General features: G+C 60.8%; 18 protein-coding genes. 8 read left to right on the forward strand and 10 right to left on the reverse strand.

Features of this window, described 5'->3' with window-relative positions:
* Positions 1-338: 338 nt before the first annotated feature.
* Entirely contained in the window at positions 339-866 is a 528-nt protein-coding gene (locus tag FZZ90_RS02800) for a hypothetical protein (RefSeq protein ID WP_370631014.1), read from the reverse strand.
* A 40-nt stretch (positions 867-906) separates the two neighbouring features.
* Here FZZ90_RS02800 and FZZ90_RS02805 point away from each other — a divergent pair, with 40 nt between their 5' ends.
* Both FZZ90_RS02805 and FZZ90_RS02810 read left to right on the forward strand, forming a co-directional pair.
* On the forward strand, positions 907-1,620 hold the full coding sequence (locus FZZ90_RS02805; protein ID WP_226424235.1) for a putative 2OG-Fe(II) oxygenase: 714 nt from the start codon (positions 907-909) through the stop codon (positions 1,618-1,620).
* 42 nt (positions 1,621-1,662) lie between these two features.
* Positions 1,663-1,914, forward strand: coding sequence for a hypothetical protein (locus tag FZZ90_RS02810; RefSeq protein WP_226424236.1), 252 nt, complete (start codon positions 1,663-1,665; stop codon positions 1,912-1,914).
* Between the two features lie 2 nt (positions 1,915-1,916).
* Here the strand turns inward: FZZ90_RS02810 and FZZ90_RS02815 are convergent, their stop codons facing one another.
* Genes FZZ90_RS02815 through FZZ90_RS02825 form a run of 3 tightly spaced genes read right to left on the reverse strand, consistent with a single transcriptional unit; the run spans position 1,917 to position 3,155 of the window.
* Positions 1,917-2,678, reverse strand: a complete 762-nt coding sequence (locus FZZ90_RS02815) for a metallophosphoesterase (RefSeq protein ID WP_226424237.1) — start codon at positions 2,676-2,678, stop codon at positions 1,917-1,919.
* Entirely contained in the window at positions 2,656-2,889 is a 234-nt protein-coding gene (locus FZZ90_RS02820; protein WP_226424238.1) for a TIGR02450 family Trp-rich protein, read from the reverse strand. Before FZZ90_RS02820 ends, FZZ90_RS02815 begins: the two co-directional genes overlap by 23 nt.
* On the reverse strand, positions 2,889-3,155 hold the full coding sequence (locus FZZ90_RS02825; protein ID WP_226424239.1) for a DUF3764 family protein: 267 nt from the start codon (positions 3,153-3,155) through the stop codon (positions 2,889-2,891). The genes FZZ90_RS02820 and FZZ90_RS02825 overlap by 1 nt, the downstream gene beginning before the upstream one ends.
* 146 nt (positions 3,156-3,301) lie before the next feature.
* Here FZZ90_RS02825 and FZZ90_RS02830 point away from each other — a divergent pair, with 146 nt between their 5' ends.
* The gene (locus FZZ90_RS02830) at positions 3,302-3,757 is read left to right on the forward strand and encodes a Fur family transcriptional regulator (protein WP_226424240.1); all 456 of its coding nucleotides are present in this window, start codon (positions 3,302-3,304) and stop codon (positions 3,755-3,757) included.
* 15 nt (positions 3,758-3,772) lie between these two features.
* Here FZZ90_RS02830 and FZZ90_RS02835 read toward each other — a convergent pair whose 3' ends face one another.
* The 5 genes from FZZ90_RS02835 to stpA all read right to left on the reverse strand — a co-directional run bounded on the left by FZZ90_RS02835 (position 3,773) and on the right by stpA (position 6,978).
* Positions 3,773-3,973, reverse strand: a complete 201-nt coding sequence (locus FZZ90_RS02835; protein WP_226399237.1) for a hypothetical protein — start codon at positions 3,971-3,973, stop codon at positions 3,773-3,775.
* A gap of 104 nt (positions 3,974-4,077) precedes the next feature.
* The gene (locus FZZ90_RS02840; RefSeq protein WP_226424241.1) at positions 4,078-4,473 is read right to left on the reverse strand and encodes a hypothetical protein; all 396 of its coding nucleotides are present in this window, start codon (positions 4,471-4,473) and stop codon (positions 4,078-4,080) included.
* A gap of 3 nt (positions 4,474-4,476) precedes the next feature.
* Positions 4,477-4,656, reverse strand: a complete 180-nt coding sequence (locus tag FZZ90_RS02845; RefSeq protein WP_226424242.1) for a DUF3721 domain-containing protein — start codon at positions 4,654-4,656, stop codon at positions 4,477-4,479.
* Positions 4,657-4,740: 84 nt separating this feature from the next.
* Positions 4,741-5,685 carry an arsenosugar biosynthesis radical SAM (seleno)protein ArsS gene (arsS, locus tag FZZ90_RS02850; RefSeq protein WP_226424243.1) on the reverse strand — a complete coding sequence of 315 codons (945 nt, stop codon included), beginning with the start codon at positions 5,683-5,685 and terminating at the stop codon, positions 4,741-4,743.
* 84 nt (positions 5,686-5,769) lie between these two features.
* Positions 5,770-6,978 (reverse strand): glucosylglycerol 3-phosphatase, encoded by a 1,209-nt coding sequence (gene stpA, locus FZZ90_RS02855; protein ID WP_226424244.1) that lies wholly within the window; start codon positions 6,976-6,978, stop codon positions 5,770-5,772.
* Between the two features lie 178 nt (positions 6,979-7,156).
* Here stpA and FZZ90_RS02860 point away from each other — a divergent pair, with 178 nt between their 5' ends.
* Complete coding sequence (locus tag FZZ90_RS02860; RefSeq protein WP_226424245.1) at positions 7,157-8,461, forward strand: Rieske 2Fe-2S domain-containing protein; 1,305 nt, start codon at positions 7,157-7,159, stop codon at positions 8,459-8,461.
* On the opposite strand, the gene FZZ90_RS02865 is transcribed toward FZZ90_RS02860, so the two are convergent.
* The gene (locus tag FZZ90_RS02865) at positions 8,462-8,914 is read right to left on the reverse strand and encodes a hypothetical protein (RefSeq protein WP_226424246.1); all 453 of its coding nucleotides are present in this window, start codon (positions 8,912-8,914) and stop codon (positions 8,462-8,464) included.
* Positions 8,915-9,175: 261 nt separating this feature from the next.
* Here FZZ90_RS02865 and FZZ90_RS02870 point away from each other — a divergent pair, with 261 nt between their 5' ends.
* From FZZ90_RS02870 to FZZ90_RS02885, 4 genes are all read left to right on the forward strand, one after another.
* Complete coding sequence (locus FZZ90_RS02870; protein WP_226424247.1) at positions 9,176-9,739, forward strand: glutathione S-transferase family protein; 564 nt, start codon at positions 9,176-9,178, stop codon at positions 9,737-9,739.
* A gap of 217 nt (positions 9,740-9,956) precedes the next feature.
* A complete protein-coding gene (locus tag FZZ90_RS02875) occupies positions 9,957-11,471 on the forward strand; it encodes a hypothetical protein (RefSeq protein ID WP_226424248.1) in 1,515 nt (504 codons plus the stop codon).
* An 82-nt stretch (positions 11,472-11,553) separates the two neighbouring features.
* A complete protein-coding gene (locus FZZ90_RS02880) occupies positions 11,554-12,672 on the forward strand; it encodes a phosphotransferase enzyme family protein (RefSeq protein ID WP_226424249.1) in 1,119 nt (372 codons plus the stop codon).
* A 1-nt stretch (position 12,673) separates the two neighbouring features.
* Entirely contained in the window at positions 12,674-13,249 is a 576-nt protein-coding gene (locus FZZ90_RS02885; protein WP_226424250.1) for a DOMON-like domain-containing protein, read from the forward strand.
* Positions 13,250-13,273: the final 24 nt, after the last annotated feature.

Below are 13,273 nucleotides of genomic sequence, written 5' to 3' on the forward strand. Positions count from 1 at the left end.
CCACCCAGACGTGTCGTGATCAAGGAATGTTGTGTGGTCGACGGTGATGCACCACCGGAGCGATTCGACCACGAAAGTACATTGACGGACGAATAGGTATTCAGCGATACACAACTAATTTTCTTAAGAACGAACGGATTTGACCCCAGCCAAAGCCGAAGCCAAATCGCAGGTCCCGTCGGGCATCGCTCGGCCCGGCTTTCAAGTCACTTAGCGGCTTGACCCAAGGATCATGAGCCGAAAAGAACGTGATTGCAGGGAAGACGGCGACGATTTTTCGACATTCACAAATTCCGTTTGAGACCGAACCTGGGACTGCTGCACGTCAAGGCTTCCCCTCAGTTCAACACCTTCAGAGTCCGAATTTCGGAGGCCCTGACCCAACTAGCGAGGGCGTCGATGTCAGCCCGCTTGGGAATGCAGATGCAGCCCGTGCCGGGATAACAGCGGTGGATTCCAAGGGCACTGCGGGTGGTCTCGAAGCGAGGGGTCAGGTCGAACCAGAGGTCATTCCCCCACGGCTCAGGAGGCCCCAGGCTGTATCTGCCGGCGGGCAAAGGGGCTGCGTTGCCGGGGCTCCAGCGGCGATCAGCGCTCTGGCGCTCGGCCACACCACTCGCTGCTGGCCAGCTGGCCAGCAAGCGCGCACCGCGATGCAATTCAACCTTCCAAATGCGGTTGCCGTCTGGGAACAGTTCGGCCGTTCGGCGGGTGCTGAGCTGCAGCTCCCCGCCCTGAAGCAGCGCTGTCGTTGGCCCCCGTTGCCCAGGAAGATCAGAGGCCGCCGCTGCAACGCAGCCTCCAAGCAGCGCAGGCAGCAGGAGGGCGTGGCGCAGCATCACGATCAGCATGAACGGTGCTCCCACTTTGGGGCTGCCACGATGGCCTGCAGCAGACCAATCAGTGGTGGACGTTCTCGATCTGTTTCCCCGTTCCATCCTTCGGGGCACCCTGCCGGATCCCCTACTCCAGCAGCTGACTGCGCTGAGCGAAAGCGTTCTCGCCCACCCTGATTCCAGCCCCGATGCATCGTCGAAGCTGGCGGGTCAGCTGCGTCAGCAGCGCGAACTAAGGCCTGATCAACCCGGCGTGCAGGAGCTCAGCAACGACCACCTGCTGCCGGCCTGTGATCGCTGGATCCGCCATGTGATGGACCGTCAACCTCCCCAGGGTCGCGGCCCCTGGGTTCCAGGTCGCTACCGCTTGCAGATGATTGATCTCTGGCTCAATTGCCAGACCGCAGGTGACTACAACCCCACCCACACCCATGGCGGCAGCTTTTCAGGAGTGATCTTTCTGAAGGTGCCACCGCAGATCAACGCCAACAGTTTTGATGGCCAACTCTGCTTCCACGGTCCGGAAGACTGGCACATTCAGTCGTTCCGCACCGGCATGGCGCACTATGTGCTGCCAGTCCCCGGTGAGTTCTACGTGTTCCCGGCCTGGCAACCCCATTCCGTGATGCCCTTCCGCGGCGATGGGGAACGCTGGTCGCTGGCCTTCAATGTTGTTGCAGCGCCGGGTGTTGCACCAACAGCAATGCAGCAGCCCGCCCCCCAACAGCAACCTCTGGGCAACGTCTCCCTCTCCAGTCAGCGGCCCACGGCCAAAGGCTTTTGAAGAGAACTGTCAGAGTCTTCCGATTGCATCTGTTCAGGATTCATGGGTGACTCCGAGCCGCTCCAGCAGGCCAAAGCGATCGCATCAGCACTGGAGCAGTTGGCCGACCAACTGCTCCCTGAGGTGATTCGTGCAGCACGGCTGAATGACGACGGACGCCGTGATCTCGACCGGATCGAGTACGCCCTGGGGACCATCGGCAAGGCCTTGATCCTGACGGACTATTCCATCGACGAAGAGAAGGACATCGACAAACTCAAGGCCTTCCGAGAGGCGCAGAAGGGAATGGGCTGAGCTCAGACGCTGCTCCAGCGCAGCACCTGGTGTTGAACGTTTCCCTCAGGCGTCACCTCGAGCAGCCTTCCCCCAGGATCATCGGCACGACCCAGGGGGCAGGGCTGCACCGCTTTGAAACTGCTGAGCGTGGAGGGGCATCCAAGCAGCAATACGTCAGGCCGCGTTGCCCAGGAGCCCTGCCAATGCTGATGGATGTGTCCAAAGAGCACCGCCTGCAGGGCCCGATGGGGACGCAACAGCTCCTCAAGACAAGCCTGATCGAGGAGCCGGATCGCATCCATGCCGGCATCACCGATGGCGATCGGTGGATGATGAAGAGCGACCACCAGGGGCAGATCACGGCGCTCAGAACACTGCAGGCGCTGCGCCAGCCAACGAAGCTGAAGCGGGCCGAGCTCGCCGGCAGCTGAACCCACCCGATGGCTGCTCAGCAGCAGCACTCTCACGCCCTGCACCAGCAAATCAGCGGGAGCTGTTGCCCACGTCCTGCCCAGCACAGCATCCAGAAGCAGCGGGTGATCGTGGTTGCCGGGCAGCAGAGCAACCGGGCAGCGCACGTGTTGGCTCAAAGCCCGCCGCAGCCGGACATAACCACCCCAGCTTTCGTCCTGGCAAAGGTCCCCCGTCACCAGCACCAAATCGGGGTTCATGGCGCCACCAACCTGAAGAGCTCGCTCAAAGTGAGCAAGGGCCGGCCGTCTCCGCACCAGCCCCTGATCAGCGGCTACCAGGTGTGGGTCACTGAGTTGAAGAATCCTCATCGCTCTCAGGGATGGACTGCCAGCCGCTGCTCCAGCGGGTTGGATCCTTGAGCTCACTCCAGAGAACCCGTTCGCGATGCGACGGAGCCAGCACAGCCGCCAACTCGACCCATCGCTGCGGACCACTTCCCCCTTGCGTGATCAGCTCGAAATGGCGGTAACCGGAAACCGGGCTTTGGCTGGTCCAGGCCCGAGCAGGACGCCAGGCCATCAGCTGGCGACGAAAACCTGACTCACGGTGCTTTCAATCACATGTCCTGAAGCGGCGATCGTGTCAGTGTTATCGGCGATGAATTGCTCCATCACCCCGGGAGCGGCTTGCATCACCGCGCAGACCTTGGTGGGGTCGTCCTTGCTGACTCCCCGGTAGAGGGAGGTGATGCCAGCGATTTTCTGAAGCGGCAGGGATGCGTCATAGGTGGCGACCCATTCAGCAAATGACTTGGTAATGGTGAAGGTGAGGACGTGGGTTTCCATCGACCAGAACGACAGCGCCGGCGGACGCTATCACCAACATTCATCTCTCTCATCGGCAACCGATGGGATCCGACCAGGGTCCTGATCCTGAGGGCGAGACAGGACTCTCATTAAGGCCTACTCTTGAGAATGAGCGAGGAGAAGCTGTGACATCGTCCTCCGCACCTGCCGCCACGGACATCACCCTGCAGCAGGGGCTGCATCAGGACGGGCGCCGCCTGACCCCGCAACGCAAACGGGTTCTTGAGCTGTTCGAACGCATTGGGTCGGGCTGCCACCTCAGTGCCGAAGAGGTGCACCAGCAGCTGGCAGCACTTGAGATGAAGGTGTCTCTGGCAACCGTGTATCGCACCCTGCGCTTGCTGGCCGACATGGGTCTGCTCCAGGAGCTGGAGCTCAGTGAAGGGGGTCGACGCTTCGAGCTTGCCGTTGACGATCACCGCCAACATCACCATGTGGTGTGCATCCGCTGCGGCCGCACCGAGGAATTCGAAAGTGAACCCGTGCTGGCAGCAGGAGCTACTGCCGCCGCCCATGTTGGTTTTCAGTTGATTGAGTCGAGCCTGAACGTGCGTGCGATCTGCCCCAAATGTCAGGGGTAGATCGCAACACCTGAATCATTCGGCGCGAAATTCCTTGTCGTAGAGATCAGCCACCAGAAGGTCAATCAGCTGCACAGACACCAGTTCTTTTTCGCGTCTCAAGGTGTTCAGCAAGATCTGAACCTGGCGGTGATGCATCAACGACACTTCACCCATTTCCAACCATCGGGCACTGAGCAGGGTTTGAAGACGTTGGCGTGGCGACGATGGTGACATCAGATGCGCCCTGTTTCGCACACTGAAGCCACCACCAGGGCCACTGAAAAGGCGTGAGCAACAGAAGTCTTCCGAAGCTTTTGTGAAGCAAGCGCGCGGGCTGCTTACTGAGGATGCTCGTTGCAGGGCATCCAGTAGCGATCGCCCATGCGATGCACACCCTCACAACCCAATTGACGAGCCTGTTCCTCTGCCTCGGCGCGACTGGGATAGGCCAGATAGCGGGGATTGGTGGTGGAGCGAATCTGAATCAACCCCATGCTCATCGGGCCGGCGGTGATCACCCCCATGGTGTTCACACCGACAGCTACCAATCCCATCCCGACGATGGCGGCATTGATTACGCCCATCGCCACCACACCAATCGAAACGACCCCCATTGGGACGATGCCGATGCAGATCACCCCCATCGGCACGATGCCGATGGAGATGGTGCCCAGGGGAGCGACGCCAATTGCGATCCGCTTCGGCTTGCTGCCGCAGTGTCCTCCTTCACTCATGAATCAGTGGGACCCCTTGTGATCCATCTCACCGTGCTTGTCGCAGACCATCCACATCTCTCCCATCTGATGGGCACCCTTGCAGCCGAACCCCGGAGCAGCCGCTTCGGCCTCAGCCTTCGTGTTGAACATGGCCTGCTTGGGCTTTCCATGGCTTCCAGCCATGGCCGAAGTCGCAGACAAGATCAACGCAGCAATAGCGAAACAAATGCGTTGCAACGGACTGGCCTCATAACAGATTCACCCACTATGCCCATAACGCGCCGATCAACCCTGAAGCGCGCCGCCACAACTGGACCCGGCGCCAGCCGTGCAGCCAAAACAATGCGGGGCCGTGTGGATGGGCTGATCCACCGGAACGGTCTCAAGGCAGATCAGATCACGAAGGTGACGCACCTCACCGGGGCAGGGCAAGCCGAGCTGTTGATTGAAATCACAGTCGTAGAGATGGCCCTGCCAATCCACACTGATCAGCTGGCGACACATCACAGCCCCGAGATTGTCCGGGTTGTGCGAATCCTCAAGAAGGGCCTGATAGCGCTGCAAGTCGCCACTGCGTTCCAGTTGCTTGGCGAAACGTTGAATGGGCATGTTCGCCAACGTGAGCAGACGATCAAAGCGAATTCCCAACCCACCTAAGGCGTTCTTGTAATCCGCCTCCAAGGCCTGCTGGGGAGGAGGCAGAACCGGACCCAGCGGGTTGTAAACGAGATCCAGCTGCCGGTTTGGATCGCCCGTTCCATAGCCCAGGGCATTGAGCTGGCGCAGCCCGCTGATGCTGCGCTCAAACACCCCATCGCCCCTTTGTTGGTCAACGTTCTCGGCGCTGTAACAGGGCAAGGAGGCGGTGATGCAAACCCCCTGCTCCGCCAGGAAGTCAGCCAGGTCCTCCTGGCCGGGTTCACTGAGGATCGTGAGGTTGCAGCGGTCAATCACGGCGGTGCCGCGTGAGCGTGCCTGGCGCACCAAGCCACGAAAGCCTGGATGCAACTCCGGTGCTCCCCCCGTGAGATCAAGGCAGGAGATGGAATGCCGCTCAAGGATCTGCGGAATCAAGGCCAGAAGATCCGCACTCATCATCTCGGTGCGGGTCGGGCCTGCATTCACATGGCAATGGGCGCAGCTCTGGTTGCAGCGGTAGCCGAGATTCACCTGCAACGTTGTGAGCAGTCCGCGCTTCAGGGGCGGGAAAACACTCTCAACAACAGTCACCGGCTCACTTCGAATGAGGCTGATTCTTCCAGACAGAACGCATCCAGGCGGGAGAAACGGATACCCCAGCGGCAGAGCAGCTGATCAACCCACACGGCGACGATCAGAGAGCTGACGGAACCAGGCGATGTACTGCTCCGGGCCGTCAGGCATGAGAGCGTCAATCCGCAGGGGGTCCTCCGGATCGGTGATGCCTTGCAATGTCCCATCGGCATGACTGGGGCGATCCACTTCTCCATGACTGCTGTCGACGAGAACAACGCGATTGGGTTGGCCGCACCAGGCACCGAGGTCCTGCAGCAGGTTGAGGAAACCGCGGTCACTCCCCCCACGCATCCAGCCCGTGCCATCAGCCGATGCCGTGGAGGTGACCGTGTCACCCACACCCACCAGCAACGGCATCCGTTCCGCCGGGATGCACTGCTTCACCAAGGCCAACAACGCCTCGTGGTGGTGGGGAGCCGTTCTCACATTGAACGTCTCACCCAAGGGAGATTCCCCCCAACGGCGCTGAATGTGCTGATTGAGCAGCACCAGAAGTCCGGCCTCCTTGATGGACCCGGTGAGCATGAATTGGATGTCGGTGGTTCCCACATCCCCTGCAACAGCGGGCTTGATCCGTTCCTGGCCTTGCGCATCACGGCCGAGGTTGGGGGCCACATGCAGGAAGAACGAGTCCTGCAATCCCTGGTCTGCAGCCTCGGCAAGCAACTGCTGCATCAGCTCAGAGAGCATCGTCTGCAGAGCCTGCTGAGTGGTGATATCAGCGGAGACGAGCGCAAAAATCCCGTTGAGGTTGATGGTCGGTGAGACCTGGGTGTCCAACACCGCGGCTTTGGCCACCACGGCCAGATCATCAACACCCACCTGCGGCAGCAGAGCCGGCAGCCGCTCCATCAGCAGGGCTTCCATCCGGGTGGGGGCTGCAGCGAGGAAAGCCATCTCCTCCGGAGAAACGCCGGGGTGGCTCAGCTCGCCGAAGCGATCCTGCAACTGCACCCCTCCAGCCGCCAGCCCCGGCAGATACCGACCCTCGCGTTTGGGGAGATCCGGATCCCCGAGGGCCTGCTCCACAAGGCGGTTCACCCCACGCCGGCCTTCGTGCTCACCATTGGTCAACACAGCGAATTGGCCGTCCAGGGCAGCGACGGATTCCACATAGGACGGGTCCATGCACCGCGTCAGCGGATCCTTCACCAGTTGCATGCAAACGCCGTCCAGGTCCTGCACGATCAGCAGGTCTTCAGCACCGGTGAGCTCCTGCAGCAACTGGTCGGGAGTCAAACGGGGCATGGAGGTTCAGGAATGTCGCTGCAGCCGAAGGCTCAGCGCTGCAATTTCGTCGCGCCACTCCTTAGTTCCAAACCACTGAGAAGTCCAGTGGGGAAAGAAGGCAGAACAGCTGATGGCAAGAGAAACACCGCGGCCAGGCCATCCGGCTAGCGAACATGGCGGCCTTGATGCTCCTGCCATGAATCCCACCTGGACTGAAAAGTGGTGGCCGATCAGCTATGTGCAGGACCTCGACCCCAAACAGCCGAGTCGGTTCACACTGCTAGAGCGGGATCTGGTGATCTGGTGGGATCGCGCCGAATCGAGCTGGCGCGTCTTCCCTGACGTCTGCCCCCACCGTCTGGTCCCCCTCAGCGAAGGGCGGATCAACGAGGAAGGATTGCTGGAATGCCCTTACCACGGCTGGAGTTTCGATGGCAGTGGCCAGTGTCAGCGCGTGCCGCAAGCCCTCGACAACACCCAACCCAACAACCGTCGGTCCCGCTGCGCCAGCCTGCCGACAGCCACGGGGCAGGGGCTGCTGTTCGTCTGGATGGGAGCCCCTGATGCCGCAGACCCCAGTCAGCTCCCCCTGGTGCCGGCACTGGAGGAGAACCCCGACAGCTGGACGGTGCAAGACACCTTCCGGGACCTGCCGATGGATGCGGTGACCCTGCTGGAGAACGTGCTGGATGTGAGCCACGTTCCCTTCACCCACCACAAAACCGTCGGCAAACGGGAGAACGCCGCGCCCGTGGAGGCCTCGATCACGGGAGAAGACGCCAGCGGCTTCACGGCCTACTGGGACGAGGGGCCGCGGCGGGGCAAGCTCGGCGCCCAATCCACCTGCTTTCATGCCCCGCAGCTGATGTGGCATGACCTCACCGCCAAAGGCTTCGGGCGGATCCTCACGGTGGTGTATGCCGTGCCGATTCGCCGCGGCGAATGCCGGCTGTTTGCCCGCTTCCCCTTCCAGTTCCAATCCGCCGTCCCCAGGCTGCTGATCGGATTACGGCCCCGCTGGTTGCAGCACATCGGCAATCACAAGGTGTTGGAAGACGATCAGGTGTTCCTGCACTGGCAGGAACGGGTGCTGGAGCGGGCCGGCGGCAGCCCCGCCGTGGAACGCAGTTTTTTCATGCCCACAACGGCAGACGTCTACGTGGCGGCCCTGCATCGCTGGTTGAACGCCAACGGCGGCGAGCCCTTTGCAGGACAACCTCTACCGCCCCGGCAAACCACCACGGCGCTGATGGATCGATACAACAGTCACACCATCCATTGCCGCAGCTGCTCGTCGGCACTGACGCGGATTCGCGCTGCTCGCCCCTGGGCCTGGGCCCTGCTCTGGGGATCCGCCGTTCTCGTGGGCATCCAGCAGGGCAGCGCTTCGAGCAGTGCCGGCTTGGTCACCGCCGCACTGTCGGCCTTGGCACTGCGACAGTTCAACCGTTGGGAGCAGGGGCTGACCATGGGCAACGGCCAGGCCCCACGCAACCGCTGATCAGGGCATCGGAACCGGAAGCAAAGTCGGCTTCACCTTGCCCTCAATATCGACCTTGCCGCCGATCGTGATTTTCTTGTCGACAGAAACGTCGGCTCGCACAGCCAGTGGATCATCAGCCGTGACAGACACCTGGCCTTCCACCCCGCTGACTCGTGCATCGGCATTCACCGACACAGTCCCCGCAATCGATTTCACCGATACAGGGCCTTCAATCGCCAGGGGCGCATCGCCGCCGATGGTCACCTGCTCCTGCACCACGACCGGCAAAGGGGTGACGGAGCGGATGGTGACACTGGGCGGGAGCACCAACTTGTCGACCTGCAATCCACCCTGAATCGCGATGGGGATGGGCCGACTCAACAGCTTGGCGGCCGTGACCGCCAGAACAAGGCTGGACAAAACAACCGCCGCAGGCCAGCGGTACGCCATCAGCAGATCACGGCTGGTCACAAGCCTGGTAGCAATGGTTTGAGCGCATTACAGCGTGTTTGAACCGGGCCTGCCCGTGAAGACACCTGCACAGCCGCCCCAGACTGTTATCAAACAGATGTTTCTTGCAATCCCACGGAACAGATTTACACGCAAAATTTCCAGCACAACGGGATCGCCATCAAGGCATCCAACATTGACATCAATACTGAGCAGAGCATCCGCAGCGCAACAGCACTATTTGATCCCGAGAGATAGCATGAAGATTATCAAAAATCAGTGATGACGCTTTATCTCTACGGCGGCCCCAAGACCCGTGTTTCGATGCCGAAATGGTACATGGCAGAAAAGGGAATTTCCTACGAATACGTCAACATCGATCTAGCCGCTCGTCAAAATCTTGCATCGAGCTTCTTAGAGGTGAATCCTTTCGGCAAGTTGCCCGCCCTCAAAGACGACAGCAATGGTTTGGTGCTTTTTGAGTCGGGGGCGATTCTTCAGTACCTCTCCGAGAACTACGCCAACGAGATCAAAGACCTCGCAACACGCGCCTCCATCAGCCAGTGGGTTCTTTTCGCCAACTCCACACTGGCGATCGCTTTGTTCGTTCCATCGAACAAAGAGCGGGAGTTTCCGAGACTGATGGCGACCCTGAATGACCTCTATTCAAAAAAACATTATTTAGTAGGTGACCACTGGACAGCCGCCGATTGTGCAGTCAACGCATACTTGGGCTACCTCCCTATTTTTTATCCCAACGAAGATCTCTCGGCTTATCCAGAAATCCAGGCCCTCAATGAGCGAACACGATCCAACCCGAATTACAGAAGGATCATGGGCCTTTGAGTCATTCAATTGCTATTTAATTTACGCTTAGTTCTTTCATTCAATCTTCCACCTTGGCAGATGCTTTGCAGGCCTCCAAAACGATCTGCAGCCATCAAGAGTGGTTGAGTTGAGTCAGTTCAGAGCACGCGTTTGGGCGAAACTCCGCATCACCCAAGGGAATGGCGTCTGTTTGCGGTGAGCAGTCTCATCGGCAACGCTGCTTAGTCTTGCCGGCATGCGCAATTCCTTCTTCGATCAGAGCCTTGACGCCAGCGCAATCCGCCGGCGGGTGCAGGAGCTCTCGACCGGCAAGGTGGGGTTCTACAGCGTCGGGCTCTATCCCGCCTCGCTGGCCTACAACTGCGCCATGCAGAACGCCAAAGGGCGTCTGCTGCTGGCCCCTCGCCCTGGCCGGGACCTCCTGGGAGCGTTCCCGAAAGAGACGATTGCAACGATGGACGATGAGCATGTGGAGACCGTGCTCAACATGGGCGGTCACCGCAGCAGCGGTGACCTGGTCGCCAACACCTTGAGTGATCTGATCGAGAGTTGTGAGCTCGTGGTGCTCAGCGCCAACAGCAATCACATCGAAGAAGACCTCCAGGAAGCCTGTCGCCTGCGGAAGGAGCTCAATCGGGAACAGGTGGTGCTGGCCTGCCTGGCGGGATCCTTCAGCCATGACCCGATCAGCAACAGCGCCTATGTGCTGTGTGAACAAGAACCGGAGCTCGCTTTCTTCTCCGGCTTCCACCGCCATGGAGCGCTACGCAACCCCTTCGACAGCTTCACGGCCAACTTCTGTCATCCCAATGCCCTGACAGCCATGTTGGGGGCCCAACTGATGGATCAACTGTCCCCGAACATCCAGGTCTCCGCCGGTGTTCACAACGTGGAGGGACAGTTCATCAAAGCCGCCAAAAACATGGCCTCGGTGTTCGCCGGCTTCGGCTACGGCTTCCATCAGGACAACCCCGGGGTGTTGCCAACGCTGCTGACCCTGCTGCTGAACCAGTGCCTGGACCAGGCAGCCACCGTGTCGATGGCACGCCCCGACCGCCAACGGCTTTACCACCGTCAGCCCTTTCCCCTGACGGAACTGGGCTATGCCGTGCCGAGGATCGAATCCACCCTGGTACGCGATGGCGACTTCGAGCGGGTGCGGGACCACACCTTCAGCCAGCTCACCGCAATGGTGGCCGATGTGCGCGGCAGCATGATGCGGCCGGTCTCCGGCAGCCCCACCCGCAACTTCCAGGCCGGGCAAGTGATGGCCGAAGCTATGCGGGATCAGGGCCGCTGCCCCCATTCCATGGAGGAGTTGGAACAGTGGTGTGAAGCCGCAGGGCTGCGCAAAGGCGGCCTGGAGGGCCTGAAATCCTTGCGGTACTGGCCTCAGATCGCCCGCAAGTACGCCATCCCGGCGAACGACGCCTCCATGGTGAACCTGCTGTACATGGCGATCTACGGGCGGGCAGGCGTGAAGGAAACCGCCTACCGGGTCATGACCGAAAGCCGGGAACTCTCCAACTACTGCCAGGAATCCGTGCGACCCAGCCACAGCCGTCGCTACGCCGAAGCGCTTCAGAACCTCGATGTGCCCAAAGCCCTGGAGCTTGTGGTGAATGCCGTGATTGCCGACAACGCCAATCAAGCCATGGGCAGCAAGATGGCTCTGGACGAGAATGGTGAGACCGGGGTGCCGGCCTACTTGGAGTTAATGGATGTGATCGAAAGCCAGCTCGAGGCCTGAGTCGGCTGTGGTTCTGCACACCTGAACGGGGCAGAGCACCAGAACAGCGGCAAGGTGCCGTGTGAGACCCATGCGACCGTTCATGACCGAGGCCCTGGAAGCCATCGCCGATCGCTTCCATCCTCGCGAGGGGATCAAAGCCATCCGCTCCCTTGGTTCAGGCAACGTCAACGAAACCTTCCTCGTGACCCACGAGGGACAGGGAGGAGCCTTCGTCATGCAACGCCTGAACACAAATGTGTTCGATCGGCCTGACCTGGTGATGCAGAACCTGCAGGCCCTGGGCGATCACATGGAACGCCGTCTCGCCTCTCCACCCCCACAACTGAAGGGGCGGCGCTGGGAAGTGCCCAGGGTCGTTCCCTGTCGGCGAGAGGCCTCCCCCTGGATCGAACAGAACGGAGAGTTCTGGCGCTCCATCACCTACATCGGCGCAGCGACCACCAGCGATGTCATCCGGGACAGTGCCCACGCCCAGGAAGTGGGGTACGGGCTGGGAATGTTCCACCACCTGATCAGCGATCTGCCCACCGATCAACTGGCGGACACCCTCGAAAATTTCCACGTCACGCCGGCCTACCTCCAACACTTCGATGCCGTCGCCACGGCCTCAGACCGACTGGGGCCTGCTGAACGTGACGCCTGCGCCTTCATCGAAGCGCGTCGCCAGAGCGTCGATGTTCTGGAAGCAGCCCTCGCCCGCGACGAACTCCATCACCGGCCCATCCACGGAGACCCGAAGATCAACAACGTGATGATCGATGAGGCCAGCGGCCAGGCGATCGGCTTGATCGATCTGGACACCGTCAAACCGGGGCTCGTTCACTACGACATCGGCGACTGTGTGCGCTCCTGCTGTAATCCAGCCGGTGAGGAAACCCTCTGCCTCAACGATGTGCGCTTCGACATGGAGCTCTGTGAGGCGATCCTCACGGGCTACCTATCCGTGGCTGGTGGTTTCCTGAGTGACTGGGACCTGCACTATCTGCCTCACTGCATCCGCCTGATCCCCCTGGAGCTTGGCTTGCGCTTTCTGACGGATCATTTGGAGGGCGATGTGTATTTCCGCTGCGATCGACCCGGGCACAACCTGCAACGGGCCCTGGTGCAGTTCCGACTCACCGAAGCGGTTGAGCAGCAGTTCAACGCCCTGGAGCAACTGGTTGCGCGGCTGAAGCAGCAGCAAAGCCCAAGCCTCTGAGATGGCGCGTTCAGCCGTGATGCTGCGTCAGGCCTGCCGCCTGATTCCCTTTGAACGGTCCATTTCACCGGGGGTCCAGATCAGCGCCGAGCTGGTGTGGAGGCGCGATGGTTGGCTGGAACTCAGCTATGGGATTCTGGCCCGCGCGGCCAAGGGCATCGACGTCCTGAAGCTGCCGGTGGGGCTGAACGATGGGCCCCAACAGGGGCAGCGCAAAGATGAGCTCTGGACCACCACCTGCTTCGAGGCATTCATCGCTGCTCCTGGAGAGCAGCGCTATTGGGAAGTGAATCTGGCTGCCAATGGCGATTGGGCGGTCTATCGCTTCGATGGCTACCGCAGTGGCCAAACCCAGCAAGAGCTGAGCATGCCCCCAATGGTGCGACTGCAACGCGGGGTGCACCAACTGCGGCTCGACGCCCGGATCGCGTTGGAGCCCTGGTGGACACCAGGCGTCTGTCCAGACCTGGCACTGACGGCTGTAATGGACCGCGGGCAGGAGGGTCTGAGCCATTGGGCCCTCAGCCACGGCCGCAAGGCGGACTTTCACGACCGCAGCACCTTTCTTTCAGCCTGAACCGCACCGGTAGGGTCAGCACAG

Source organism: Synechococcus sp. MU1617 (assembly GCF_020514235.1).
In the GTDB taxonomy this organism is placed as follows: Bacteria; Cyanobacteriota; Cyanobacteriia; order PCC-6307; family Cyanobiaceae; genus Parasynechococcus.

What these genes read in the sequence shown, in the direction of transcription:
- FZZ90_RS02810 (WP_226424236.1), top strand. Translation starts at nt 1,663, where the DNA reads ATGGGTGACTCCGAGCCGCTCCAGCAGGCCAAAGCGATCGCATCAGCA.
- FZZ90_RS02815 (WP_226424237.1), bottom strand. Translation starts at nt 2,678, where the DNA reads ATGAGGATTCTTCAACTCAGTGACCCACACCTGGTAGCCGCTGATCAG.
- FZZ90_RS02820 (WP_226424238.1), bottom strand. Translation starts at nt 2,889, where the DNA reads ATGGCCTGGCGTCCTGCTCGGGCCTGGACCAGCCAAAGCCCGGTTTCC.
- FZZ90_RS02825 (WP_226424239.1), bottom strand. Translation starts at nt 3,155, where the DNA reads ATGGAAACCCACGTCCTCACCTTCACCATTACCAAGTCATTTGCTGAA.
- FZZ90_RS02835 (WP_226399237.1), bottom strand. Translation starts at nt 3,973, where the DNA reads ATGTCACCATCGTCGCCACGCCAACGTCTTCAAACCCTGCTCAGTGCC.
- FZZ90_RS02840 (WP_226424241.1), bottom strand. Translation starts at nt 4,473, where the DNA reads ATGAGTGAAGGAGGACACTGCGGCAGCAAGCCGAAGCGGATCGCAATT.
- stpA (WP_226424244.1), bottom strand. Translation starts at nt 6,978, where the DNA reads ATGCCCCGTTTGACTCCCGACCAGTTGCTGCAGGAGCTCACCGGTGCT.
- FZZ90_RS02860 (WP_226424245.1), top strand. Translation starts at nt 7,157, where the DNA reads ATGAATCCCACCTGGACTGAAAAGTGGTGGCCGATCAGCTATGTGCAG.
- FZZ90_RS02870 (WP_226424247.1), top strand. Translation starts at nt 9,176, where the DNA reads ATGACGCTTTATCTCTACGGCGGCCCCAAGACCCGTGTTTCGATGCCG.
- FZZ90_RS02875 (WP_226424248.1), top strand. Translation starts at nt 9,957, where the DNA reads ATGCGCAATTCCTTCTTCGATCAGAGCCTTGACGCCAGCGCAATCCGC.
- FZZ90_RS02880 (WP_226424249.1), top strand. Translation starts at nt 11,554, where the DNA reads ATGACCGAGGCCCTGGAAGCCATCGCCGATCGCTTCCATCCTCGCGAG.
- FZZ90_RS02885 (WP_226424250.1), top strand. Translation starts at nt 12,674, where the DNA reads ATGGCGCGTTCAGCCGTGATGCTGCGTCAGGCCTGCCGCCTGATTCCC.